The organism is Rhodococcus sp. 14-2483-1-1 (assembly GCF_002259335.1).
GTDB lineage: Bacteria > Actinomycetota > Actinomycetes > Mycobacteriales > Mycobacteriaceae > Rhodococcoides.
Map to the genome: position 1 here is coordinate 55290 of NZ_NPFX01000022.1, position 24092 is coordinate 79381.

23 protein-coding genes are annotated in these 24092 nt (G+C 62.6%); 3 read left to right on the forward strand and 20 right to left on the reverse strand.

The features are described 5' to 3' along the window. Positions 1-15: 15 nt before the first annotated feature. From CH294_RS21330 to CH294_RS21345, 4 genes are read right to left on the reverse strand one after another with little or no spacing between them, the layout of a single operon-like run. Entirely contained in the window at positions 16-813 is a 798-nt protein-coding gene (locus tag CH294_RS21330) for an amino acid ABC transporter permease (protein WP_094739027.1), read from the reverse strand. Next, on the reverse strand, positions 813-1460 hold the full coding sequence (locus tag CH294_RS21335) for an amino acid ABC transporter permease (RefSeq protein WP_094739028.1): 648 nt from the start codon (positions 1458-1460) through the stop codon (positions 813-815). The genes CH294_RS21330 and CH294_RS21335 overlap by 1 nt, the downstream gene beginning before the upstream one ends. 34 nt (positions 1461-1494) lie before the next feature. After that, positions 1495-2361, reverse strand: a complete 867-nt coding sequence (locus tag CH294_RS21340; RefSeq protein ID WP_094739029.1) for a transporter substrate-binding domain-containing protein — start codon at positions 2359-2361, stop codon at positions 1495-1497. Between the two features lie 18 nt (positions 2362-2379). Next, entirely contained in the window at positions 2380-3405 is a 1026-nt protein-coding gene (locus CH294_RS21345) for a LacI family DNA-binding transcriptional regulator (RefSeq protein WP_094739030.1), read from the reverse strand. A 197-nt stretch (positions 3406-3602) separates the two neighbouring features. Between CH294_RS21345 and CH294_RS21350 the strand changes: the two genes are divergently transcribed. Next, positions 3603-4067 (forward strand): SRPBCC family protein, encoded by a 465-nt coding sequence (locus CH294_RS21350; RefSeq protein WP_032403497.1) that lies wholly within the window; start codon positions 3603-3605, stop codon positions 4065-4067. Positions 4068-4134: 67 nt separating this feature from the next. Here CH294_RS21350 and CH294_RS21355 read toward each other — a convergent pair whose 3' ends face one another. From CH294_RS21355 to CH294_RS21400, 10 genes are all read right to left on the reverse strand, one after another. After that, positions 4135-4953, reverse strand: a complete 819-nt coding sequence (locus tag CH294_RS21355; protein WP_094739031.1) for a DNA-formamidopyrimidine glycosylase family protein — start codon at positions 4951-4953, stop codon at positions 4135-4137. 41 nt (positions 4954-4994) lie between these two features. Beyond that, positions 4995-5705, reverse strand: coding sequence for an L-ribulose-5-phosphate 4-epimerase (locus CH294_RS21360; RefSeq protein WP_094739032.1), 711 nt, complete (start codon positions 5703-5705; stop codon positions 4995-4997). Beyond that, positions 5702-6820 (reverse strand): aldose epimerase family protein, encoded by a 1119-nt coding sequence (locus tag CH294_RS21365; protein ID WP_094739033.1) that lies wholly within the window; start codon positions 6818-6820, stop codon positions 5702-5704. Before CH294_RS21365 ends, CH294_RS21360 begins: the two co-directional genes overlap by 4 nt. Beyond that, positions 6817-7860: a carbohydrate kinase family protein gene (locus tag CH294_RS21370; RefSeq protein WP_094739034.1), complete on the reverse strand. Its 1044-nt coding sequence runs from the start codon at positions 7858-7860 to the stop codon at positions 6817-6819. Before CH294_RS21370 ends, CH294_RS21365 begins: the two co-directional genes overlap by 4 nt. Then, positions 7857-8747, reverse strand: a complete 891-nt coding sequence (locus CH294_RS21375; protein WP_212709821.1) for a hypothetical protein — start codon at positions 8745-8747, stop codon at positions 7857-7859. Before CH294_RS21375 ends, CH294_RS21370 begins: the two co-directional genes overlap by 4 nt. Before the next feature lie 72 nt (positions 8748-8819). Next, positions 8820-10055: an ROK family protein gene (locus tag CH294_RS21380; RefSeq protein ID WP_170944811.1), complete on the reverse strand. Its 1236-nt coding sequence runs from the start codon at positions 10053-10055 to the stop codon at positions 8820-8822. Beyond that, complete coding sequence (locus tag CH294_RS21385; protein WP_094739036.1) at positions 10052-11476, reverse strand: APC family permease; 1425 nt, start codon at positions 11474-11476, stop codon at positions 10052-10054. Before CH294_RS21385 ends, CH294_RS21380 begins: the two co-directional genes overlap by 4 nt. A gap of 162 nt (positions 11477-11638) precedes the next feature. Next, on the reverse strand, positions 11639-13255 hold the full coding sequence (locus CH294_RS21390; RefSeq protein WP_094739160.1) for an MFS transporter: 1617 nt from the start codon (positions 13253-13255) through the stop codon (positions 11639-11641). Positions 13256-13321: 66 nt separating this feature from the next. After that, positions 13322-14143: an alpha/beta hydrolase gene (locus tag CH294_RS21395; protein ID WP_094739037.1), complete on the reverse strand. Its 822-nt coding sequence runs from the start codon at positions 14141-14143 to the stop codon at positions 13322-13324. Between the two features lie 121 nt (positions 14144-14264). Then, positions 14265-16082: a histidine kinase gene (locus tag CH294_RS21400; RefSeq protein ID WP_094739038.1), complete on the reverse strand. Its 1818-nt coding sequence runs from the start codon at positions 16080-16082 to the stop codon at positions 14265-14267. A 75-nt stretch (positions 16083-16157) separates the two neighbouring features. On the opposite strand from CH294_RS21400, the gene CH294_RS21405 reads away from it, so the two are divergent. Next, positions 16158-16526 carry a response regulator gene (locus tag CH294_RS21405; RefSeq protein WP_249305460.1) on the forward strand — a complete coding sequence of 123 codons (369 nt, stop codon included), beginning with the start codon at positions 16158-16160 and terminating at the stop codon, positions 16524-16526. A 7-nt stretch (positions 16527-16533) separates the two neighbouring features. Here CH294_RS21405 and CH294_RS21410 read toward each other — a convergent pair whose 3' ends face one another. From CH294_RS21410 to CH294_RS21425, 4 genes are all read right to left on the reverse strand, one after another. After that, on the reverse strand, positions 16534-17202 hold the full coding sequence (locus tag CH294_RS21410) for a response regulator transcription factor (protein ID WP_094739161.1): 669 nt from the start codon (positions 17200-17202) through the stop codon (positions 16534-16536). A 53-nt stretch (positions 17203-17255) separates the two neighbouring features. Next, the gene (locus CH294_RS21415; RefSeq protein WP_094739040.1) at positions 17256-17696 is read right to left on the reverse strand and encodes a carboxymuconolactone decarboxylase family protein; all 441 of its coding nucleotides are present in this window, start codon (positions 17694-17696) and stop codon (positions 17256-17258) included. A gap of 212 nt (positions 17697-17908) precedes the next feature. Continuing rightward, entirely contained in the window at positions 17909-18151 is a 243-nt protein-coding gene (locus CH294_RS21420; RefSeq protein ID WP_094739041.1) for a hypothetical protein, read from the reverse strand. A 387-nt stretch (positions 18152-18538) separates the two neighbouring features. Further along, complete coding sequence (locus CH294_RS21425) at positions 18539-19366, reverse strand: helix-turn-helix transcriptional regulator (RefSeq protein ID WP_094739042.1); 828 nt, start codon at positions 19364-19366, stop codon at positions 18539-18541. A 140-nt stretch (positions 19367-19506) separates the two neighbouring features. Between CH294_RS21425 and CH294_RS21430 the strand changes: the two genes are divergently transcribed. Next, positions 19507-20439 (forward strand): SDR family NAD(P)-dependent oxidoreductase, encoded by a 933-nt coding sequence (locus CH294_RS21430; RefSeq protein WP_094739043.1) that lies wholly within the window; start codon positions 19507-19509, stop codon positions 20437-20439. A gap of 15 nt (positions 20440-20454) precedes the next feature. Here CH294_RS21430 and CH294_RS21435 read toward each other — a convergent pair whose 3' ends face one another. Beyond that, positions 20455-22518 carry an AMP-binding protein gene (locus CH294_RS21435; protein ID WP_094739044.1) on the reverse strand — a complete coding sequence of 688 codons (2064 nt, stop codon included), beginning with the start codon at positions 22516-22518 and terminating at the stop codon, positions 20455-20457. 214 nt (positions 22519-22732) lie between these two features. Continuing rightward, positions 22733-24067 (reverse strand): NAD(P)/FAD-dependent oxidoreductase, encoded by a 1335-nt coding sequence (locus CH294_RS21440; RefSeq protein WP_094739045.1) that lies wholly within the window; start codon positions 24065-24067, stop codon positions 22733-22735. Between the last annotated feature and the right edge of the window lie 25 nt (positions 24068-24092).

The following is a 24092-nucleotide window of genomic DNA, read 5'->3' on the forward strand; positions in this document are numbered from 1 at the left end:
CTACGAAAGTCATTGTCAGTGAAGCCTTTCACTCAATATGTTCGACAGTCGACCCAGAATCAGGCACAGCAGCACGTACAGAGCAGCCACGGCGGCGAAGACCGGTGCTGCATACTCTCCGCCGAGATATTCGATCGCGAGTTCTCCGGTGAGCAGCAGATCGGTGTAGCCGATCACGAAACCGAGCGACGACGCTTTGGTGACGCGCACCATCTCGCTGACGAGACTGGGCAGAATCTGACGCACGACCTGGGGGAGGAGGACGAATCGCAGCGTCTTGACGGTGCGTAGCCCCACTGCCATCGCAGCTTCGCTCTGGCCGCGAGGGAGGGCGTGGAATCCACCGCGGAACACTTCGGCCATGGACGTGCTCTCCCAGAGCACGAGTCCGATGACCAACGCCCAGAAGGTGCTGATGTTGAAACCGGTGGTTGCCGGCACGCCGAGGTAGATGAAGAAGACCAGAAGCAGTTCCGGCAGTCCGCGCAATGTCTGAACCCAGATGCGTGCAGGGACATTGACCATCGGATTCGACGACATCTGCGCAAGCGCTAGCAGCAGACCGAAGACCAATGACAGCACCACTGTGAACAGGGCGACCTGCAGGGTGGCGAGTACACCGCGGAGCAGCGCTGCGGCGAGGTCGGCGCGACCGAGTACCGACCAGATCTCGGGGTCGAACAGGTCTGCGTTGTTCAGGACTATCGCCGCCAGGGCGACTACCGCGACGATGGGGATGGCCCCGCCGGCGGTCCACGCCCGGATACGGCGTCTTTCCCGTGGTCCTGGTTGCTCGAAAAGTGTTGTAGCCATCAGGAAGTGAACGCAACCTTTCGTTCCACGGCGGCCGCGAGAAGTCCGGCCGGAACTGTTATTGCCGAATACAGCAGTGCGGTGAACAGCATCAGCGCGATCACTGCCGAATCGTTGGTATTGATGAGTTGCAGCATTGCGCCGAACAGCTCGGTGACGCCGAAGACGCCGGCAATCGCAGTCACCTTCACGAGTGCGATCGTCGTATTGATCAGTGGCGGAACGGAGTTCCGCAACCCTTGAGGCAATACGATCAGCCGAAGCGTCTGCGCTTTCCGAAGCCCGATGGCGCGTGATGCTTCGAGTTGTCCCTGGCCGATGGCATTGATACCGGAACGGACTGCGTCGCAGTAATAGGCCGAGAAGTACAACGTGATGCCGATCGTGGCAAGCGCGAAGAACGACAGGCGTACGCCGAGCAGCGGGAGTATGAAAATGGTGAAGAACAGATGCGCTGCTGCGGGAATGTTTCGCATGATTCCGACGTAAACGGCGGTGATTCTCTGTAGTAGGGGTATGGGTGAGATAGCGAACGACGCGAGCACCAGACCGGCTGCCAGCGACATCAGTCCGGCGATCAGCACCAGTAGAACGGTATTGACGAACCCTTCCCAGAAGACGTCGATATTGTCGATGATTGCGTTCATGTCGAGTAGGTCCTTTCCCGAGACAGTCCGGGCATCAGCAACTGGTCATGGATTCGGGGGCGACCGGGGCCTTCAGGCCGGAGGCACCCATGTGGCGGTCCCAGAGCTCCTCGATGGTGCCGTCGTCGAATGCCTGCACCAGCTGCTCGTTGAAGTACTCACACAGGTCGCCGCGATCGTCGGCCAGACCGATACCCCACCGTTCACCGTCGCCGTAGGTCATCGGCGCGAGAGCGAATTCGTCCGGTTTGGCGACCACAAATCCTGCCAGCAGCGGTGCGGTCGAGTCGATGGCATCTACGGTGCCTTGTTCGAGTGCACGGACGCAGTTGGTCAGAGTGTTGAACTCGGAGATTTCCGCCTGCGGGATGAACTCGGCCACGCGTGGTTGTCCCTGACTGCCCTGCAGGACACACACTTTGGTTCCTGCCGGAACATCCTCGAGTGAATCGATCCGTTCGGCGTCGTCTTTTCTGACCATCAACTGTGGGGCCGTATCGAGATACGGGCCGGAAATCGAAATAGCCTCTTCGCGTGCTGGAGTGATGGCGAGGGCTGTAGCGAACAGATCGACCTTCCCTTGCTTCAGGAAGGGGATTCGGTTGGCTGCTGTCGTGTGAACCCACTCGATGTCATCCTTCGAGACGCCCAAGGATTCGACGAGCAACACAGCCAGATCGATGTTGAATCCTTCCCACTCGTGCTCGAGGTTCAGCTCGGCCAGACCAGGCTGGTTCGGCGACGCGCCCACCTTGATCTTCGGCGCCGACGCCAACTCGGCCATGGTGGAGCCTTCGGGAAAGTCGTTGGGACGGTCCACGGTCGCGGTGCCGCAGGCGGTCATCCCGAGAATCGTGACCATGGCAGCCGTGAAAACGGCACACTTCGATCGATGAAACATGACTGTTCTTCTCTTTCTTCAACGAGATGTTGATGCGCTGCGCGTGGTTCCGCGCGTGCGTCGACCAGTTTCGGCCGCGGATTCCGGTGGTCGGGCCGTCGACCCGCGGACGATGAGCTGGGATCGCAATCGAACCGAGTCCTCGCGCCAGGGCTTTCCATCGAGCTGGTCCATGATGAGACCGATGCTCAAGGACCCACTGCTTTCGATGTCGACCATCACCGTGGTCAGACCGGGATCGGATGCTGCTGCGATATCGACGTTGTCGATACCGACGATGCTGATGTCGGTCGGGCACCGATAGCCGAGAGAACGGATCCCGGCTTGTACTCCCATCGCAACCATGTCGTTGTACGCGACCACTGCCGTTGCCCCACTTGCCACTACGGCCGCGGCCGCCGCCAAACCACCGTGCACGTCCGCTGATTGATTGCCGACGACGGCGAGATCGAACCCGCGCTCGGACGACAAGTCGGACAGGATCTGCGCGCGTGTGCGGTTGGCCCACGAGGCCGCCGGGCCAGGAACGTAGACGAACGACCGATGTCCGAGGGACTGCAGATGCTCGGCCGCTTGACGCAGACCTTGCTCGACATCCATCAGAATGGCCGGCGATCCGTTCGACTCGCCGTTGACTACGACGAGAGGGGTCGACCCGATGGCCCGCGCTACGTCTGCAGGGTCCGATCGGGGCGAGCAGAGAATCACAGCGTCGGCTTCTCGGCCGACTGTGTCGAGCAACTCGATCTCGCGGGCCGGATCCTCGGCAGTGTCTGCGAGAAGCATGCGGTGGCGGCCCGGCCACAGCTTTTCTTGGATCGCCCGCAACATTCTGGCGTACACCGCGTTCGACACGTCGGGAACCAAGACGAGGATGGTTCGCGATCGTGTTGGAGCCGGCGCGTCGTAGCCGATTCGGCGAGCGGCTTCGAGCACCCGCTGTCGGGTGTGTGGGGCCAGCAGGTCGACCGAAGTGAACGCTCGCGACGCAGTCGCCATGGAGACGCCGGCCTCGAGAGCGACGTCCTTCAATTTCGCGACCACGGTTCCTCTTCTCGGTCCTGTTGCGTACATCTCAGACTGGGTGGGTGTGTAATCACTTTCACATGACGTTCAGGATGTTGCAATAGGTTGCAGAAAGTTTCATAAATGAGGTTCGGCCAGGGGGACCGCACTGCCAACAGCGGAGATGGCCGAGGGCATGACGATTGAAGGTGACGGTTTTTGGGCAAGCGGTCCTCATGACAGAGAATTCCAAGGTCACAGTCGAACGCACCATCGAGGCACCCGTCGACGCAGTATTCGACGTCCTGTCCAATCCCGAGCGGCATCAGGCGCTCGATGGATCAGGCTTCGTACGCAGCGTGGACCACGCCGATCGGATCCAGAAGGTCGGCGAAAAGTTCACGATGAACATGCAGGGCGATCACATGGGCGGCGAGTACCAGACGGACAATGTGGTGAGCGGCTACATCAAAGACAAGCTGCTCGCTTGGAAGACAGCCCCCGCCGGCAACGAGCCTCCCGGCTGGGAGTGGTTGTGGGAGTTGGAGTCGCAGGGTCCCAACGAGACGTTGGTGCGACACACCTACGACTGGTCCAAGGTCACGGACAAGAAGTTGCTCGAGCAGATCAAGTTTCCGCTCGTCACCGAGGATCAACTGAACGACACTCTCGCTCGCCTTTCAGTGGAAGCGACGTCCTGATCGACTGAGACAGAGATCCATCGACCAGAAGGCCGGCCCCTCGGGGCCGGCCTTCTGTATGTGCCGCTCAGGCCTGCTCGCGTGAGCACCACCAGGTGGTACGTCCGCCGACCGTCCCGCGAGTCATGGGCGCACCACACCGAGGACATGCCGCATCTGCCTTACGGAACGGAATGATCTCGCCGGTGTGCACGCCACCCTTCTTGATTGCCGATCTGGTCGCGCGACGCAGAACGACCCGAAGTTCGTCGAGCTCTTCCGTCGTGAGCGTTTTGGCCCGCCTGGACGGGGATTGCTCGCTCTGCCACAGCACCTCGTCGGCCAACAGGTTGCCGACTCCCGCTATCGCCGCTTGGTCGAGCAGTCGTGCCTTGAGAGGTGCACCGCTGGAACCGATTCGGTGCCGAAACTCGTCGCGCGTGATCTCCGCGGCATCCGGGCCGAGAGCCTCGATGTCCGGCTCGAGTCGAACCCGGCCGAGGCGTCGCTTGTCGAAGAGCCGAAGCTGGCCGCCGTCGTCGAACGTCATGGAGAACCGCGTCCACTCCGGCTTGTCGGTCGGGCGCTCACCGACGTGAGGATCGCCACCTCCGTACTGTGACGTCCGCTCGCCGTCGGGAGCCGTGACGATGATGCGTCCACCCATGCCGAGATGAATGCCCAGCGTCGGCCCGCTCGATCCGTCTGCCGTGACCGTCTCGCACCACATCGCCTTGCCTCGTCGGCAGGCCTCGGTGAGCTTGCCGCCTGTCAGGGCCCGGGCGATCTCACCCGGCATGTGTGGTCGGCACTCGAATGTGTCGGTGTCATCGATGTCGACGATGACGCGTCCGAGAGCTTTCTCGACGACCTGTCGGGCGTTTTCGACTTCGGGTAGCTCGGGCATGAATCCGGTGTACCCGATCTTCGTAGAATAATCTCGGTGTTCTAGCTCGGCTGTACACCCTGATCCGCTTCCGCATCGGGCTGTCCGTACACACCCTGGTACCTGGCGAAGAGTCGATCGATGGACTCCTGCGGAATCGGGTCGGGATCGCCGAGCTGGCGAGCTACGTACATCGCCTTGGCGACATCCTCGACCATCACCGCCGCCTTCACCGCATCACGCGAATCGGTCCCGATCGTGAACGGCCCGTGATTGGCCATCAGCACGGCGCGGCTGCGATGGCCGCGGAGAGTGTCGACGATCCCGCGACCGATCGAATCGTCACCGATGACGGCGAACGGACCGATCGGAATCGGCCCACCGAATTCGTCGGCCATTGCGGTGATACAGCACGGTATTTGAATGCCCAACGCCGACCACGCGACTGCATAGGTGGAGTGCGTGTGCACCACCCCGCCGACATCGGGCATGTTCCGATACACGTAGGCGTGCGCCGCGGTATCGCTCGACGGGTTCCTGTGTGAGCCAATCGAATCCGGGACCACCTCCCCGTCCAGGGTGCACAGAATCATGTCCTCGGGGCCCAGGTCGTCGTATGCGACGCCGCTGGGCTTGATCACCATCAGGTCGCCGCCGACCACCCGTTCGGACACATTGCCGCCGGTCCACACCACGAGCTCGTTTCGGACCAGCTCGGCGTGCAGCTCCGCCACACGCAGCCGCGCGGATGCGATGTTCGCGTCGATCGTCATGCCGCGCCTCCTGTTTCCACGTCCTCCGATTCCACGTCCTCCGATTCCACGATGCCGAACTGGTACTCGGTCGCACTTCGGTAGGTCTCACCGGGATACAGCTCGACGGAGGGGAATTCGGGGCGGTTGGGCGAGTCGGTGAAATGCTCAGGCTCCAACGCAATCGCATCTCCTTGACGATAGATGCGACCGCTGGTGCCCACCAGGGATGCATCGAGGAAGTTGCCCGTGTAGACGTCGAGTCCCGGTTCTGTGGTCCACACCGCCAGAACTCGACCCGAAATCGGCTCGACAAGTTCTGCCGCACACTCGAAGGCGTTGGCGGAGTACTCCTTCCTCAGCACATAATTGTGGTCGTACCCTCGACCGAGAACCAGCTGCTCGTGGTTGTCCCGGATCCGATCTCCGATGAGCCGTGACTCGCGGAAGTCGAACGGAGTGTTCTCGACGGCGGCGAATTCGCCGGTCGGTACCAACTGTGACGTCACCGGGAGGAACGCGTCGGCCTCCACCTTGAGCAGGTGGTCCAGCACACTTCCCGCGCCTTCGCCGGCAAGGTTGAAATAGCTGTGACCGGTCATGTTGACCACCGTCGGTGCGTCGGTGGTGGCCGTGTAGGTCACTCGCAGAGAGTTGCGTTCACGGATGAGTTCGTACGCCACCTCGACGGTGAGGTTTCCGGGAAAACCGTTGTCCCCATCCGGGCTGACGGTCGACAATCGAACTCCGACCGCTTCGGAACTGCCGATTGCCTCCATGTCCCAGACCAGACGGTCGAAACCGCCGCTGCCGCCGTGCACCGTCCCGAACTCATCGTTTCGATCGAGTGTGTAGGTCGCATCGCCCACCGCGAAATTCGCATCGAGAATTCGGTTGGCGTAGCGCCCGATCAGAGCGCCGAAGTACGTATTCGACGCCTCGTAGCTCCCCAGATCCGCGAAACCGAGGACGACATTGGCGGTCTCACCGTCCCGGTCGGGAACCTCGAGAGTATGCAGAATCCCACCGTAGGACAGGATCGACGCCGTCATTCCACGGTCGTTGCACAGGACAGCGCGCTGCACCGTGCGTCCGTCACGAGTACGCGCGAACGGCCGCAGCTCGACAGTGCTCATCGGACAACCGCCGCGCCGCCGAAAACTGTGCCCAGGCGGTCGGTCCCCGACAGTCCTCGACGCCGCGCGAACGTTGCGAGCAGGTCGTGGTCGATCTGGGTATTGATGGTGTCTGCACTGGTCACGCTCAGTGCAGACAGCGCCGTGGCCACCTCGTTCGCGGTGACGAGATCGAGGCCTGCTGCAGACCCAAGAATGAGTCCACCGAGGTGTGCGTCTCCCGCACCAGCGGTGTTGGATGCTTCTACGGTGACGGGCTTCTGGTGATGAAGGGTGTCGCCATCCCACACCCAGCTACCGGCCCGGCCTGCGGTGATACAGAACCTCAGATTCGGATTGGCGTGCCGAAGATCGGTGCAGGCTCGATCGACGGCACGCTGCGGATCGGCCGGTGCACTGTGATCGGACAGTGCTGCAGCCTCGTCGATGTTGATCGCCAGCACATCGACGAGATCGAGTACTCCGTCGGCTGCCGCCTGCCGGATCTCTCCGGACAGGAAGGAGGCGAATCGAAGAAATCCATGTCGAGTGGCGCTGCGTAACAGCGCAATACGGGCGTCGAGGGTGACCTCGGGCGCTGCCAGGGCGATGCCGCGCCCTGCGTGCTCTGCGAAGAGCGCTTCTGCGGACTCTATGTCCGCCGAGGTGACGGCGGAGCTGGCCGAGTCGCCGACGGTGAGGTTTCCACCGTCGCCGTCGGGATAGCCGAAGCAGACGGAATGCAACGTCGGACGGTTGTCGTCGACGCCGACGTGAGCGACGTCCATTCCCTCGGCGGAGAGCTCTGCTACGACGGAGTGGCCCATCGCGTCGTTGCCGACCCGCCCGACCGGCACGACGCGAAGAGACGCGGGTGCCAGCCGAGCGATGTAATGGGTGATGATGTGCAGCTTGCACCGGTCCTGCACATCGAGCATCCGGACGGTTCTGCTCTCCTCGCGCCCGAGGGTGTGATTGCCCTCGAGCGCCAACGACGTGCCCGTTCCCAAACCGCCTGTGCCGATGACGATGTCGTAGGGATGTAGCTGTTCGCCGGTCACTGGGAAAGGTCCCACGCCGGGTTCAACGAGATGACGTGCTCCGCGGTTGCGACGGTGGCAGTCAGGAGGGCATCGGGGTGGTCCTGGAGCAGGGTGACCGGATATTCGGGTGTCCGATCGGAGAACAGGGCTACTCGCAATGCGGTCTGCTTCCACGCACCTGTGTCGCTGAACAGTCGAATCTTGCGTGCGGCGAGTATCTCTCGCATACCCAGTGTCACGGACATGGGCGGCACGAACTGATACGCGCCACCGAGCGTGCGCTGTGAGAGCGCGATGATGGTATCCACGTTGTTGTCCTGAATGCGTGCCACGGAATTCTTCAGGTCGTCGACGCTGATTTCGCTGAATGCATTGCGTCGAGCTTGGTTGTAGGCGACATGGCCGTCCTGTCCCCATCCGCCGTACGCCAGGTCCGCAGGCTCGGCGATGAGTGCCGCCGAGACGCGCAGCAGAGTATCCGGGTTGAGCCAGTGACGCTGCTCGATCGGTGGACGGAGGTCACTGTCGATCGCGCCGTAGAAGTCGCGTTCCATCGTGCCTCGGAAGTTGTAGGGGTGATTCGAGGGCACCTCCTGGCCCTGCCAGTCGAGGCACTCGTCCATGTGGAACACCTCCAGATTGTGGAGGTTCACCCTGCCGCTGTTGACCATCTGAGCGAACGGTGCCATCCACGCGGTCGGTCCACACGGGAGGATCACTCGATACGAGCGGCCGCCCTGTTGTGCGGCCACGACGGAATCGACGAATTCCTGAGCCATGATGCGACCCATGGCATTCGAGTCCTCGACCATGCGGAAGGGAACCCGACGGTCGGGGTGATTCTCCAACTCGGACGCAGGTACAGAGCACCATTCGAGCAGGGACGATTTCGAGATTTTTTGCACAGCAGTTCTCCTTCGATGAATACGAATGATGTGGGCAGGCATCGTGCCCGCCCTGTGAACGAAAGCCCTGGATCAGGGCAGGGGATTGAGCGCGTCGAACGCGCGTGCAGTTGCCTTGTGTAGCGCGCCGACAACGCCGCCGTCGCCGCCGAACGTCGCCAGCTGGATGTCCGGCATGATAGGAACGAGTGCGCTCAGATCGTCTCGTAGCGAATCAAGCAGCAGCTCTCCGCCTTTGGACAATCCACCGGCAACGAGAACGCGTTCGGGATTGATGACGCATACGGCCGCAGCGATACCGGCCGCTATTCGATAGGCCATTCGGTCGAAGACATCCACAGAGGCGGTATCACCTTCGCGAACGCCGCGGAAGATCAGTTCGGCGTCGACACTGTCGGCGTCACCGTCTGCCAATTCCAGCAACCGAGCGCCACCGGGCTCCATTGCTGCGGCACGGCCGTGTCTTGCCCACGCACGACCACCCGCGGCCCATTCCCAGGCACCTATCCGGCTGCCTGCGGGTGGTTCGTCGCCGAAGCTGAGCGGTAGATAGCCGAGCTCGCCTGCTGCGCCGGACGCACCTCGACTCAACTCGCCTCGCACGATGATTCCACCGCCGATGCCGATCCCGAGATGGACGTACAGGACGGTATCGATCCCTTTCGCGGCTCCCGCAATGGATTCCGCGAGTACCGACAGGTCCGTCTGACGTTCGACGAACACCCTTGTCGGATCGCATCCGATCCACTCGGCCACAGCAGCACGAAGGTCGAGTCCGTCCCACCCGGCGATCTGCGGAGCCAGGCTGACGACATTCGTCTGCGGATCCACCACGCCGGGGGTGCTGACGACGACAGTGTGGAACTGTTCGGCAGTACCGCCACCGGTGGGGCGGATTGCCGACACGGCCTGCTCGACCAGTCCGAGAAGGTAAGCCCTATCGGGCTTTTCGCGGCGAGTCCGTACCTCGGAAGAGTCGAGTACATCGCCGGCGAAGGTGGATGAGCGCGCGCTCACCTTGTCGGCACCGATATCGATCCCCAGTAACACTCCGTGATGCGTGGTGACTCTCAAAGAGAGTGCAGGACGGCCCTGTTGACGCTCCGCGGATTTGGGCTGGAATTCCTCGAGCAGACCCTCGGCGATCAGGTCGTCGCAGATCTCCTTGATGGAAGTCTTGGACAGCTTGATGATCGAGCCCAACTGCGTTCTGGTGATGCCGCGATTACTGTGCACCACATCGAGAATCGAACGTCGGTTGCGCACTCTCGCACGCTGCGGACTGTCGAACAACGGAGCTGTGCTCACCCGCGGTCCCTCGAATCGACCGCGAGAGGTTCGACGACTGGCCCCTCGACCGCAGTCGGCCCGGTGGAGAGGAATGCAGCTACTGCAGCGGCGGTGACCACGCAGATGGCCGCGATGTTCCCCAGATTGCCCGGATACGACGGCCACGGGAAGAACTGGTAGTAGAGCGGTGCGAGCAGGATGAGAACCGCGAGGGACGGCAGAACCACGTGGACAACGAGATTGGTGCCTCGCGATGCACGATCGCGGGTGTGGTACGCGATGCATGCAATGCAGGTCATGATGTAGATGATGATAGCAAAGACCGTGATCATGGCCCCGAGCACGCTGAAGGCGGCCACCGGACCGAGCGCCAGTCCGAGCACCAGCGCAACGACGATGGTCAGGCCGGTTTGGAAGTAGATGGCGAAAGTCGGTGTCGCGTGGGTGGGATGAGTTCGACCGAATCGAGCGGGTAGTCGACCCATTCGGCCGAACGCGAACACGATTCGGGAGGCGGCGATGGTCCCGGCATTCGCATTTCCGATGAAACTGTTGACCAGGGCGAACAGTACGAGCACCCAGAGTGGACCCCAGAACTTGTGCGCCAGATCGATCCACGGGCTGTCTGCGGAAGCGAAGTCGGCCATGTTGTTCGGACCCCAACCGATCACTGCGCTGTAGGAGCACAGGAAGTAGAACAAACCGCATGCCAACGCGGAGTACATGATCGTGCGGGGAATGGTTCGGCGAGCGTCCTTCGTTTCCTCGGCGAGTGGTGCGGCGGTCTCGAATCCCTGGAATGCCAGAATCGAGAACACCACGGCCTTGAAGATGCCGGACCAGCCGGGTTCGAGGGCATTGGACGGATCGAAGACGGCGAGGGTGTTCTGGTCGCCTCCGTCGACGATCATCCATACCGCCAGCACGGCGATGATGCCGATCTCCGCGATTCCGAACACGACACCGGTGGCAGTCGACTGTTTGACCCCGCGCACGTTCAGGAAGCAAACCAGTAGTGCGGCAGGGATGACGAAGGCCCACCAGGGGATGTTCACACCCAGCGACGAATTGATCGTTCCCGACGCGAATTGGCCGAAGAACACGAAGACGATAGGGGAGATCATGAGCTCGAGCGGTGCGTAGAGCCACCCGACGAAGGTGCCTGCGCGGCGCCCGAGACACTGTTCGACGTAATCCGCCAAGCCGCCTGCAGAACTGAACACGCGGGCCAACGAGCCGACGGCTACGCCAACGAGGAGTACGACGACCAGGGCGAGTAGAACAGCCAGAGGTGTCGCAGGTCCGGCGAACGACACTGCAATCAGCAGCGACGACGCCACTCCCGATGCCGGTCCCATATGAGTGAGTGCTTGGAACACTCCTTGGACGAGGCCGATCGAGTTGGTGTTCAGAGATTGGTGAGATGTTGCTTCTGTCATGTCGCTCCCAATTAGATCGGACACTGTCCGTACTTAACATTGGAGAACATATGTCACGCTATGACCTGCAGCAATAGCGCAGGCGTTACTAATGAGTTACGAAATTTCACGGACCGGACATTCGAGATTCATCGCAGTCGCACCGGTGCGACACGCGATCGGCTACCGCCGGTGCCACCCCGAAGTTCCGGTTCGCACTGGAATCGCGATGTCGTGTGTTTCGCTCTGGGTGTCGCCCCCGACCACATGAGTCAACGCGTTCTGCATCACGTCGTGGTCGGATCCGGTCCATCGCTCTTCTCGTTGACGCCGATACTGGTTCCAAGACGGGATGGTGAATTGCTCGACCATCGTGTCGGCCACGTCCAGGCTGCGGTACAGGTTCCAGGAATACGCGCCCGTTCGTTTCCGTGCAGCGCCCACCGGTGCCATCGACGAGATGAACTCGCTGACAGCGTCTTTCGCGACTCGATAGGTGATGGTGACGCGCACCGGACCGTCCTCGGGCACGGGTTCGAGCAGGACCGTCGGGGTGGGCCATGCAACGGAGACAGCTCGGTCGAGAGTCCCCGTCTCGGGGTGCAAGGGGAGCACCCCGACACTGGCCGCCACCACGACGAGTACACCGACCGCCACCGCCAGTGCATCCACTATGCCGATTCTCGACGCCAGCCAGCCCCACGCCAGCGAGCCGACAGCCTGCGCGCCCATGAACACCAGCAGGTACACCGACATACCGCGAGCACGCACCCAGGACGCAAGCGACAGTTGGATCGATGCGTTCAGTGCGGTCAAGGTAGTGATCCACGCGATGCCCGAGAGCAGCAGCGCCGGAACCACCGACCACAACGGCAGCCACGCAACTGCCGCAATCCCGACGGCGTACCCGACGGCAGAACCGATGAGAAGTGTGTTCGCTCCGAAGGTCTTTCTCATCATGGGCGTCAGCGCGACGCCCATGATGGCTCCGACACCCAGGACACCCAACAGGACGCCGTACCCGACGGCCCCGAGCCCGAGGACCGCCGACGATGCCGACGGTAGAAGCGCCCACAGCGCGGACGCCGGAAATGCGAACAGAGCCGAGCGCAGGATGATTCGCCGAATCACCGGACCGGATCGGATGTAGCGCACCCCGGAGACGATCGACTCTGCCAAACCCTCCCGATCCACGACGACGTTGCGGGGGCGCTTCCACGCGATCAAGACACCCAGCGTGGCGAGGAAGGACACCGCGTTGATGGCGAACACGAACGTCGGACCGGCGACGGCCACGAGGACTCCGGCGAGTGCCGGCCCGATCGCTCTCGCACCGTTCACGGTGACGCCGCCCAGCGCGGACGCCGTCGGAATCTGCTCACGAGGAACCAATTCCGGCTGGATCGCTTGCCATGCAGGAGCGGACAGAGACGACCAGCAACCAAGAACGAACGTGCACGTGAGCAGTCCCCACGGCGACAAGGTGTCGGTCCACGCGAGTGCGGTGAGAATGCCTGCGGTGAGCATCGAGGCGAATCCGACGACGATCAGGAGGACCCGGCGATCGAGCGCATCCGCCAACGCCCCGGCCAACAGGGCCAACAGCAGGGTGGGGAGCAGACTGGCCGTTTGCACGGCGGCGATGACAGTGGTCGACGCTTCTCGCTCGACCAGAAACCACTGGGCACCGACGGTCTGCATCCACCCACCGATGTTGGAGACCAACTGCGCGATGAACAGGCTGCGGTACATGGTGTTTCGTAGCGGAGCCCATGCCGATGTACCAGCAATCGTGTTCACTGTCTTCGCTCTCTTTCCGAGTTGGAACCAGGTGGCGACAGTGGTCGCCACCTGGGGCGGCTGTGTCTACTTCGCGATGAACTCGAGAATGTCTGCGTCCAGGGCCTTCTGGTAGTCGCCGTAGATCCCGTGCGGTGCGCCGGGGTAGACCTTGAGGGTGCCGTCCTTGACGAGCTCGACAGTCTTCAGTGCTGCCGCGGCGATCGGAACGATCTGGTCGTCGTCACCCTGCGCAATGAACATCGGAACGGTGAGCGCTTTGAGATCCTCGGTGAAGTCGGTCTCCGAGAAGGCCTTCACACAGTCGTAGGCAGCGGACAGATTCACCAGCATGCCCTGACGCCAGAAGTCGTCCTTGGCTCCCTGCGAGACGTTCGAGCCCTCACGGTTGGCTCCGAAGAACGGATCGGCCAGATCCCTGTAGAACTGCGAGCGGTCGGTGAGAACGCCGTTGCGGATATCGTCGAGGGCGTCGATCGGGGTGCCCTCCGGGTTCGATTCCGACTTCACCATGATGGGAGGAACTGCGCCTGCGGTGATGATGCGAGCAACGCGACTGCCACCGTGCTGTGCGGCGTAGCGCACCACCTCGCCGCCACCGGTCGAGTGGCCGATGAGGGTGAGCTCCTGTAAGTCGAGTGCGTCGACCAGCTCGGCGAGGTCCTGTGCGTACGTGTCCATGTCGTTGCCGAGGGATGTCTTGGACGACCTCCCGTGTCCGCGGCGATCATGGGCAATGGCGCGGTAGCCGGCGTCGGCGAGCAGTTTGAGTTCGAGCTGCCATGCGTCCGAGGACAACGGCCAACCGTGACTGAGCAGCACGGGCTTTCCGGTGCCCTGCTCGGTGTAGTAGATCTGGGTTCCGTCGGTGGTGGTGATGTACGGCATGGTGTGCTCCTGCGTGTCGGTGTTCCTTCGGGGTACCGACTACATTCGTCCGAGGCTGCATCGAAAGCGTCGCTGCTGGCGTCCAACTCGGGGGAGTGGATACCGGCGTCGGCACTACCGGCTACCCGGTAGTGAGGCCGATCCGCACCGAGAGCACGGTGCCGACACCGGGCGGACTGGTGATGGTCAGAGCTCCACCGACCGCGGCCACCCGATCCTGCAGGCCGATCAGACCGGACCCTGTGTTCGGATCCGCACCACCCCGACCGTCGTCGACCACCGTGAGTTCGAGGTTCTCGTCGATCACGCGCGCTGTGATCTCTACATCCGTTGCGTCGGCGTACTTGGCAGTGTTCGTCAACGCCTCGGCGACAACGTAGTACGCCGCTACCTCCACGGATTCGTGCAGGCGAGAGGGGATGTCGGTGGTGAGGGAAACCGGCACAGGGCTGCGCCGCGCCAGGGTCTTCAGCGCAGGGGCCAATCCACCGCGGGAGAGTATCGCGGGGTGGATGCCGCGCGAGAGCTCTCGCAAGTCCGTATGCACCTGAGCCAGAGTTTCGACACTGCGGTCCAAGCTGTCTCGCAATTCGCCGAGGTGACCGGGAACCGCAGCCTGAGCAACCCGCAGCTCCATTCCCAACGAGACTATTCGTTGCTGTGCGCCGTCGTGCAGGTCACGTTCGATGCCGCGTCGTGCCTGGTCTGCCGCGGCGACGACACGAGATCGGGACCGGGTCAGCTGCAGCCGTGTGTCGTGGTTGTACACGGCGGTGGCGATGAGATCGGCGAAGTCGGTCAATCGATCTCGCACACCGTCGCCCACGAAGTGCCGAACGGTGGTGGTGCCGACTACGATCGCTCCCCACGTGGCCCCGTCCACGGAGATCGGTACGCCCTCGGACTGCAGAATTCCTCGACCTTCCAGCCGAACCGCGATGTCTCCTGTCGCAGTGGTGAAGTCGATAGCAGCGGGCCGGCCCGTCTCCGCAACGATGGTGGCGACATTGCGTCCACCGAGCGGCAGCTGGTCGCCGACGGTCAGTGAGTGTTCGACATCGTCGTGGTGGGCCACGATCGTGTAGTAACCCTGTGCGTACCGCACCACACAGACGTGTTCGTTGTCGAGACCGTCGGCCAGTTCGTGCGCGACGGCCGCGAACACATCGTCGGGCTCGGCTCGAAGCGCGACCAAGGTGGCAACTCTTCGCAGCGAAGTTTGTTGTCGTGCAAGCGCAACGGTACGGCCGTGCATGTCCTGCCGCTCGCGCGCGGCGGCCAACAGAGCCTCGATCGATGGCACGACCCGACGGATACGGCGAGACGCCGTCGGGTCCAGATTCGCGGGTACGACGAGGGACGCAGTCACGACCGGCCCGTCGTGCATCAGGATCTTCTCCTGGTCCGACGACACGGGAGCGTCTTCGGATCCCAACGCCGCGTAGGGCAGGTCGAGTACGGCAGCCAGTCGGCTGCTGGCGGCGTCGAGCATCTGGGGTGTGTAGTCCGAGCGCAACATCGTCCGCGCGAACAACGCGAGCAGGTCTGCTTCGCAGCGTCGTTGATCGGATTCGGCTGCACGCAAACGTGATTGACCGACGAGCATATTGGTGAGCAGAGCCAACGCAAGAAAAACGATGACCGCGGGGACGAGGCTTTCACTGCTCTCGATGACGTGGATGTATGCGTAAGCGGCAGCGCTTGCCACTGACGTCGCTATCGACAATCGGAAGCCCCAACCCGCCGACACCACCAGAACGCCGAACAGAAAGACGGCTCCGAAGGCGTTCTCTGGAGCGACCCGTTTGAGGAGCAGCACGATGAATACCTCGGCCCCGATCAAAGCAACGGCCAGCACCGCTCCCCACACAACCGGGGGCGAGCTCGGTCGCAGAATGAGCGTCGTGAGTCGGTCGCGGAGTGCGGCGTCGGCGGTCATCGCCGAATCCGGGGGGCGATAGTACCGTTAGCTGGAATGCCGGGCCCCGCGATTTCTGACACCCTCGATGGAGTGATGTCTTCCAGCCTGCGGTGTTTGATAGTCGACGACAGCGACGCGTACTGCGTCGCTGCGAGTCGGCTGCTCGAATCGGCGGGCATCGTCGTGGTCGGAACGGCATCGACATTGCTGGACGCAGTTCGCGCCGCGCAGTCGACACACCCCAGTCTCGTACTGGTCGATATAGATCTCGGCACCGACAGCGGCTTCGACGTCGTCGAAGCGCTCGATTCGGTACCACTGACACCGAAGCCGGCCATTATTCTGGTCTCCACGCACGACGAGGACGACTTCGTGGACCTGGTGGAAACGAGCTCGGCTGTCGGGTTCCTTCCCAAGTTCGAACTCTCGGCCGCCGCCATCGACACCATGCTGCGCCCATGACCGGGTGTCATCCGACGGTGTCGAGGTAGAGGATCACTGCCCGTACCCGACGATGGTCGTCGGCAGTCTCCGCCAGATCCAGTTTGGTGAGGATGCTGCGCACATGTTTCTCGACGGTTCCCTCTGTGATCCACAGACGCTTACCGATGCCGGAATTCGACAGTCCCTCGGCCATCAACGTCAGTACGTCGCGTTCGCGAGTACTCAATGCGCCCAACGGGTCTCCGCGACGCTTTGCCGCCACCAACTCGTAGACCAGCGCCGGATCGATCACCGATGCGCCGGCAGCGACGCGATCGATCGTCGAGACGAAATCGGCCACATCGGTCACCCTGCTCTTGAGTAGATATCCGATGCCCTTCGCGCCGTTGTGTCCGCTGTCGAGAAGCTCGAGTGCGTGGTCGACCTCGACGTGTGCGGACAGCAGCAACAGCGCCACGTCCGGGAATTCGGACCGAATACGCAATGCCGCGTCGAGCCCCTCGGCGGTGTACGACGGTGGCATCCTGATGTCGATGATCGCCAGGTCGGGTTGGTCTCGAGCGAGCAGCGCCAGCAGTTCCTCGGCATCGCCGGCTCGGCCGACGACGCTCAGACCCGCCTCGGTGAGCAGGCTGGACATGCCCTCACGCAGTAGTACGTCGTCGTCTGCGATCACCACTCGAATGTCGGACATCATGCTCCCTGGACCGCGTCGAATCGCAACATCTTAAGCGAAAGTATGTGCCGTCATCGGTCGTTCGACCCACGTGCCGGACCGAGTGGTCCCAGTTCGGCGTCGAGCACTTTCTGTACGACGCGCATCGCAGCGAGCGCGGCCGGTGCTCCGCAGTAGCCCGCTGTGTGAATGACGGTCTCGGTGATTTCCGTTCTGGTGAGGCCGTTGCGAAGCGCTCCGCGCACGTGGCCTGCAAGTTCCTCGTGCGCGCGCAACGCGATGAGGATTCCGAGATTGAGCAGACTGCGGCTGCGGTGATCGAGTCCGGGGCGCGTCCACACACCTCCCCACACCGTGTCGGTGACGAAATCCTGAAGTGCGGCGGAGTCGGTGTTCTCGGCATCGGCGAAGGCCCGCTCGACGAACTCTTCACCCATCACGTCTTGCCGAATGTCGAGTCCGTCCTGGAAGCGCGGGCCTCTGTTCTCAGTGGAGAACTGGTCGTCGATCATGCTGCTGCCTTTCGTCTGCCGTGGTGTCGTCAGATCATGTCAGGCGCAGACCGGCGAGGTTTCGGTTCGGCCGCGACCCTTGTCCTATCGACGAAGGGGTGGAGTATCGAACACGCCTGCGGGCTGAAGCTGTGGAGGCTGAGTTCATGAAACATGTTTGCACACTTGCAGTTTGCGAATCCATTGTTCTCGGATCGGCTCTGGCGACGGTGTCATTCCATAGGACTGACCTGCGCCGGCGCCGCCTCGGGTCGACCTGTGCCCGGGCGGGGATTGCCGTGATCGGGCGGTGTAATTCCCGGCTTGCGTGTCGCTCCCATGAACGCCGAACCGCCGACAGCGCTTTCGATTCCGTGAAAGCGTCCGGTACGCATCCTGGAGCGAACGAAGCGCGCGATCACCACGAAGAAAACAAGAACTGAGACCACGCCGACCAGAGCCAATGCAGTGTCCATGGGTGTCCCCTGTTCGTCCGTACTCCCCACCGTCGGGCATGATCGCGCCGCTGTCAAACGTCTGCGGATCTGTTGGGGGCGAGAACACTGCCGATCCGATCAGCGACGACCGGTCGATGCGTCGCTCTGCACGGATTCGTTGTCGCCGGATGGTTCGTCGTCACGTGTGGCTTCGAGGAAGAGTTGGAGAAAGGACGAGTGCTCGCGGCGTTCCTGGGTCGATTTCTTTCCGTGAGGCTCTTCGGATTGCTGAGGCATGGCGATTCGCGTCCCTCCCGTATCGGCTGTGCGGAGAACTCGCGTCATTGCTGACTCCGGCAAACAGTCTCAGATTTTGAATAGTCAAACAACTGAGATAGTACCCAAGCGTCGGGGAGAAGCGATCGGTTACCGCTGTTCGGCGGCGGCGAGGTTGCCGAGAAGCTGCAGTGCTTCGGCGGACGGGCTTCCGGGTTCTGCGTGGTACACCACAAGGGTCTGTCCGTCGGTTCCTGCGATGGTCAGCTTTTCGTGGTGGAGGTCGAGGTGGCCGACCTCGGGATGGTCGAGAAGACTGGTGCCGCCCGTTCTCAGGTGCACATCATGGCGCGCCCACAACCGGCGGAAGACCTCACTCTCGGCGGACAGTTCACGGACCAGGTCGACCAGAACTTCATCGTCGAACTGCGCGGACGACGCAGCCCGGATCCCCGCCACCGCGTCGGTCGTGACGCGATTCCAATCGCGGTGCAATTGACGCTCGGTGGCGTCGAGAAATGCCGCGCGGAGCAGGTTGGTTCCGGGGGAGTTGTTGGGAGACAAAGTCTTTCCCATCATATTCGCGGCCAGTACTGTGAAGCGGCGATCGTGAATCACCGCAGGCATCGGCAACGCGTCGAGGAATTGCAAGGTTCTGGCGGGTACTCTCTCGATTCTTCGGGCCGGGCGGCGGGCCGAGCTCGGGGGACCGGCGAGAGTGTGAAGATACGCAGTGCTGTCGACGTCGAGACGAAGTACCGCGGCGAGCGCGTCGAGCACCTGAGACGACGGGGTTTGGTTGCGTCCCTGCTCGAGTCGCACGTAATAGTCGGCGCTGATCCCCGCGAGCAGGGCCACCTCCTCCCGGCGCAGTCCACGAACACGTCGTCTGCCGCCACCGACGATGCCGACGTCCTCGGGTGCGAGTTGCTCGCGACGCGCCCGAAGGTACTCACCGAGCGCCTGGTGGTTGTCCATCTCTCCACCGTAGAGCCGCGCGCTACCCGATGAGTAGCCCGCGCAGACCCAGGACAAGGAGGGCTCGTGATTCCTCGTCGACGTGCCCGACCCTGGAACGGAGCCGCACGACGCGCGCTCGAAGAACAAGGAGCGTCGACATGGGGAACAGAATCGTCACACCGTTCGGTGCACACACCACTGCCGACGAGGTCAGCGAAGGCATCGACCTGACTGGGGCGCGCGTGATCGTCACCGGCGGAGCGTCGGGGATCGGGATCGAGACGAGTAGGACGCTTGCTCGACGCGGAGCCGCCGTCACCCTCGCAGTCCGTGACGTCTCGACCGGAAGCAGGGTTGCAGCCGAGATCACCGCCGACACGGGGAATTTGCGGATCGACGTGCGTCGGCTCGAACTGACCGATTTCGCATCGGTGAGAACGTTCGTCGAAGAATGGGACGAGCCTCTCGACGTGCTGGTCAACAACGCAGGTGTCATGGCCGTCCAGGAACTGACCGTCGACGGCAGTGGGTGGGAGAGGCAGTTCGCGACCAACTTCCTCGGTCACTTTGCGCTCACGACCGGACTCCACGACGCGTTGGCGCGTGCGGACGGCGCGCGCGTGGTGTCGGTGTCGTCGTCAGGCCACCTGTTCTCGCCAGTGGTGTTCGGCGACATCAACTTCCGCTTCCGTCCCTATGATCCTGTGCAGGCCTACGGTCAATCGAAGACTGCCGTCGTTCTGTTCGGAGTCGCCGCATCGGCACGGTGGGGGAACGATGGAATCACCGTCAACACATTGAACCCAGGAGCGATCGCGACGTCTCTGCAACGCCATGTCGGTGGAAAACTCGCGACACCCGTCGAGTTGCAGAAGACTCCAGCGCAAGGTGCGTCGACGTCGGTGTTGCTCGCTACCAACCCGCACCTCGCGGGCATCGGAGGCCGATACTTCAACGACAATCAGGAGGCGAGACCGGTCGATCGTAGACCCGCCGATATCGCCGAACTGGTCGATTCCGTTGCCTCGTACGCCCTCGATTCCGATGCAGCCGAGCGCCTGTGGGACATCGCAGCTCGGGCTGTCGAGTGAGAAACGAGGACCGGTTCACATTCCGGCGGCGGTCGGGGGTTCGATCAGCATTCTCTTGATGACCTTGCCGGTCGCAGTGCGGGGGAGTTCGTCGAGGAACGTGATGTCTCGAGGAACGCAGAACCGGCTCAGCCGGTTTCGAATGTAGGCACGCACCATGTCTGCGTCGAGGCCTGCCGCACCGCGGCCGACGACGAAGGCTGCAAGACGTTGTCCGTACTCGCTGTCGGGCACACCGACAACTGCGACCTCGCCGACCTGAGGGAGGTTGGCAATCGCATCCTCGACCGGTCCCGGAAAGACGTTCTCGCCACCTGAGATGATCATCTCGTCGTCCCTACCGCACACGAACAACCGCCCGTTGCAGTCGATGTACCCGAGATCTCCGGTGTCCATCAGCGCGGCTCCACGTGCAGACGCGGTGGGCGGAGGTTCGGCGTTGGTGTAACCGTCGAACAGCATGTCGTTACCGACGAAAATGCGGCCGAGGCTTCCCACCGGCACGGCGATGCCCTCGGCGTCGAGCACAGCGATGGTCGTGCCGAGCGGCGGACGTCCGGCGGTGCCAGGTGACGCGCGCAGGTCATCGGGTGTGGCGATCGTGGCCCACGAGACCTCGGTGGACCCGTAGAAGTTGTAGAGAATGTCGCCGAAGACGTTCATGAACCGGCTGACTGTCGACGCGGTCAACGCCGAACCGCTGCAGGCGACGACGCGCAGGCTGGAGGTGTCGTAACGGGATCGCACAGATTCGGGCAGATCGAGTATTCGTTGCAGCATGATGGGTACGGCTATCAACGAGGTGCATCGATTCTCCTCGACTGCACGCAGGCAGTCTTCGGCATCGAATCGATCCTGGAGCACCACCGTGGCTCGCAACGAAGTGCTGATCTGCAAGGCTGCGAGCCCCCAGCTGTGAAACATGGGTGCTGCTATGAGCATCCGCTCGTTCGTCTTGAGAGGCATCCGAGACAACATGGCGGCGATGGTGCCGAAACCCCTCGGGGTGGGACGGAGCGCGCCCTTGGGCGACCCGCTGGTCCCTGATGTCAACACGACGACCGACCCAGGGCGATCCGGCCGTGCGAAGGTGGCGGACGGCGGTGCGACGAAATGCTCGAGGGTGCGCCGCCGCGGAACGGCGGTATGAGAAGAGAGACTGACTCGGGTGACGTCGTCAGGCAAGTAGCGAACCATCGAGTCGAATTCGTCGTCGACGAACAGCATTCGGAGCTCATGGCGGGCGGCAATCGTCTCGATCTGACGCGCCGCGAGGCCGGTGTTGAGAAGCACGACCTCGACTCCGAGCATGCCGCACGCGACAGTACATTCGATCATGGCCGAGTGGTTACGGGCCAGAATTCCGACCGTAGTCCCGGGACGAATCCCCGATGCATCGAGACCTGCTGCGATGCGGTGTGACCGGTGGTGGATCTCCGCGAACGTACGGGTCCCTCGGTCGTCGACAACGGCTATCTCGTCCGGTGACTTCGCCGTAGCGGCCGCGAATCCGCCTCCCAATGTGAAGCCCCACTTCGCCAGCGAGTTCAACTGCCGGTACGCGCGGTCGGGACGTGCGGCACGGACGACGCCCGTTCCCACCATCGTCTTCAGGATCGCCAATTGCAGCGACCGGGAGTCGCCGCTGTTCGAGACAATGGAGTCAGCGGTGCCGGAAAGAGAATTCTCCAGTCTGCGAAGGCCTCCCATGACCCAGTCGACGACCGCGCGGTTGTGTTCGGGCTGGGGTGCATATGCGCCGCCGAGACCAGCCTTGAATACGGTGACATCGATCTTCGTCTCGCCGGCCGATCGTCTGGTGAGGGTGAATCTGATGAAGCCACCGGACTCGACGTGCTCGATGGTGATGATCGGTTGATTGCGCCGGTTCACGACGAACTCGAGGTTGTGCTCGACGCCGCCGACGCCGCATCGATACCCGGTGGCGGTGTCACGCAACGTGCAGTATTCGAGACCGGGGAAGTAGCGTGGGAACAGCTCGACCGCGCTCAAGACCTCGCATACCTGCTCGACGTCGTGTGCGAACACAACCTTGCAGTCGATGACGTCCGAAACCATTCCCCACCCCTGTACCCGCCGAGGCGGACGACAACGTCGCATCAGCACCGACCAGGGGATGGCGGCGAGCTCTTGGAACGGGTCATCCGCCTGGATGAAATCGCTATGCTAATCCCGGTGCACGGTTTCGGGGGGTGGAATCGGCCGAACTCGGTTCTCGACAGCCGACAACTCGGCGCGAACGACCCATAGCGCCCGATTTTTGCGAGACTTCTTACCTGTCCGACCGGCTCCAGACGTGGCTGAACGGAACGGTGCGGCCCAGAATGCGTTCTGCGGCGCGATGTCCTGACTTCATTGCTGCGGTGACCGTTGCCGGGTCATCGGTCCAGGTGGCCTCACCCGCGAGATGCAGTACGCCGCCGATGGGCGTGGCGAGATCGTCGTGGTCACGCGTCTGCGAACCGACCGTCATGTAGGAGTAGGAACCATACGAGAACGGATCGTCCTGCCACCGTGTGACATACACACGGTCCGGCGGGACGACTCGGTCGCCGTATATGCCACGCAACGTGTGGACAATCGAGTCCCCGATACGTTCGTCCGACCAATGTCGGGTCTGCTGTGCACAGGGACCCGCGGCGAAGGTCAACAGCGTGGGCCTGCCATTCGGCTGGGTCACGTCGTACCACGAGTGCCACCAGCGCCCGGCTTCGCCCTGCTGCCGTATTGCGTAGACGTTCTCGTCCCAGAACTTCACCGGGAATCGGAGGAACACTTTCTCGAAGGCGTTCATTTCGAGCCGATGGAGAGCAACCGAGACAGGTTCCGGTAGCGGAGGTTCGACGGTGAATTTCGGCGACTTCAGTACTCCGATCGGTACTGTCACCACGGCGCGATCAGCCGAGAAGGAGCCTTCTGCGGTTGTCACGACCACTCCCTCGTCGCCCCAGCGGACCTGCGTGACCTCATGTTCGAGTCGAACGTCCAATCCCTCGGTGAGACAGACGGCGAGTTCGTCGTAGCCGTCGGGAAACACAACTTCGTCGCCGTCGATGGCGTCGTCGTCCAAACCGTGTGCGTCGAGATCCCCCTGGGCTACCCCCAGCTGTTCCTCGGCTCGGTGGCCGAGAAATTCGCGCACTCGGTCCAGGCGATCGATGTCCCAATTCAGTCGAGTCAGAGTCGCTTCCACCGCATCACCGAACGACGTCCGTGGAGGGGACTCGGCAACGGTCCTGGCAAACCGTTCGTCGAAGTCGTGAACGTCGGCGGTGAACCGTGCGGCGGCTGACTCGCTCAACCTGGCACCGGTGGGGGAGTAGTACGCGATGGGTCGACCATCCGGTTGATAGCTGCCCACGGTGAACTCCGCTGTGCTCATACCGAAAGCGCGCGTAGCGTCGGCGACGGGGTTGTTGTCGATCCCGTGAATCCAGGACGCACCGACGTCGAGGGTGTCGCCGTCGCCGCGCACCGTCCACACACGACCGCCCACGCGATCGCGAGCCTCGAGAACGACGACTCGCCGACCCGTACGATGCAGAATCCTGGCTGCGGTAGCACCGGATATTCCGGCTCCCACCACGATCGTGTCGAAATGGGTCATAGCTGCTCCGATCACGTGGTGGGCC

Coding starts and splice junctions, on each gene's coding strand:
- CH294_RS21330 (WP_094739027.1), bottom strand. CDS start 813: ATGGCTACAACACTTTTCGAGCAACCAGGACCACGGGAAAGACGCCGT.
- CH294_RS21335 (WP_094739028.1), bottom strand. CDS start 1,460: ATGAACGCAATCATCGACAATATCGACGTCTTCTGGGAAGGGTTCGTC.
- CH294_RS21340 (WP_094739029.1), bottom strand. CDS start 2,361: ATGTTTCATCGATCGAAGTGTGCCGTTTTCACGGCTGCCATGGTCACG.
- CH294_RS21350 (WP_032403497.1), top strand. CDS start 3,603: ATGACAGAGAATTCCAAGGTCACAGTCGAACGCACCATCGAGGCACCC.
- CH294_RS21355 (WP_094739031.1), bottom strand. CDS start 4,953: ATGCCCGAGCTACCCGAAGTCGAAAACGCCCGACAGGTCGTCGAGAAA.
- CH294_RS21360 (WP_094739032.1), bottom strand. CDS start 5,705: ATGACGATCGACGCGAACATCGCATCCGCGCGGCTGCGTGTGGCGGAG.
- CH294_RS21365 (WP_094739033.1), bottom strand. CDS start 6,820: ATGAGCACTGTCGAGCTGCGGCCGTTCGCGCGTACTCGTGACGGACGC.
- CH294_RS21385 (WP_094739036.1), bottom strand. CDS start 11,476: ATGACAGAAGCAACATCTCACCAATCTCTGAACACCAACTCGATCGGC.
- CH294_RS21395 (WP_094739037.1), bottom strand. CDS start 14,143: ATGCCGTACATCACCACCACCGACGGAACCCAGATCTACTACACCGAG.
- CH294_RS21400 (WP_094739038.1), bottom strand. CDS start 16,082: ATGACCGCCGACGCCGCACTCCGCGACCGACTCACGACGCTCATTCTG.
- CH294_RS21405 (WP_249305460.1), top strand. CDS start 16,158: ATGTCTTCCAGCCTGCGGTGTTTGATAGTCGACGACAGCGACGCGTAC.
- CH294_RS21410 (WP_094739161.1), bottom strand. CDS start 17,202: ATGTCCGACATTCGAGTGGTGATCGCAGACGACGACGTACTACTGCGT.
- CH294_RS21415 (WP_094739040.1), bottom strand. CDS start 17,696: ATGATCGACGACCAGTTCTCCACTGAGAACAGAGGCCCGCGCTTCCAG.
- CH294_RS21420 (WP_094739041.1), bottom strand. CDS start 18,151: ATGGACACTGCATTGGCTCTGGTCGGCGTGGTCTCAGTTCTTGTTTTC.
- CH294_RS21425 (WP_094739042.1), bottom strand. CDS start 19,366: ATGGACAACCACCAGGCGCTCGGTGAGTACCTTCGGGCGCGTCGCGAG.
- CH294_RS21430 (WP_094739043.1), top strand. CDS start 19,507: ATGGGGAACAGAATCGTCACACCGTTCGGTGCACACACCACTGCCGAC.
- CH294_RS21435 (WP_094739044.1), bottom strand. CDS start 22,518: ATGGTTTCGGACGTCATCGACTGCAAGGTTGTGTTCGCACACGACGTC.
- CH294_RS21440 (WP_094739045.1), bottom strand. CDS start 24,067: ATGACCCATTTCGACACGATCGTGGTGGGAGCCGGAATATCCGGTGCT.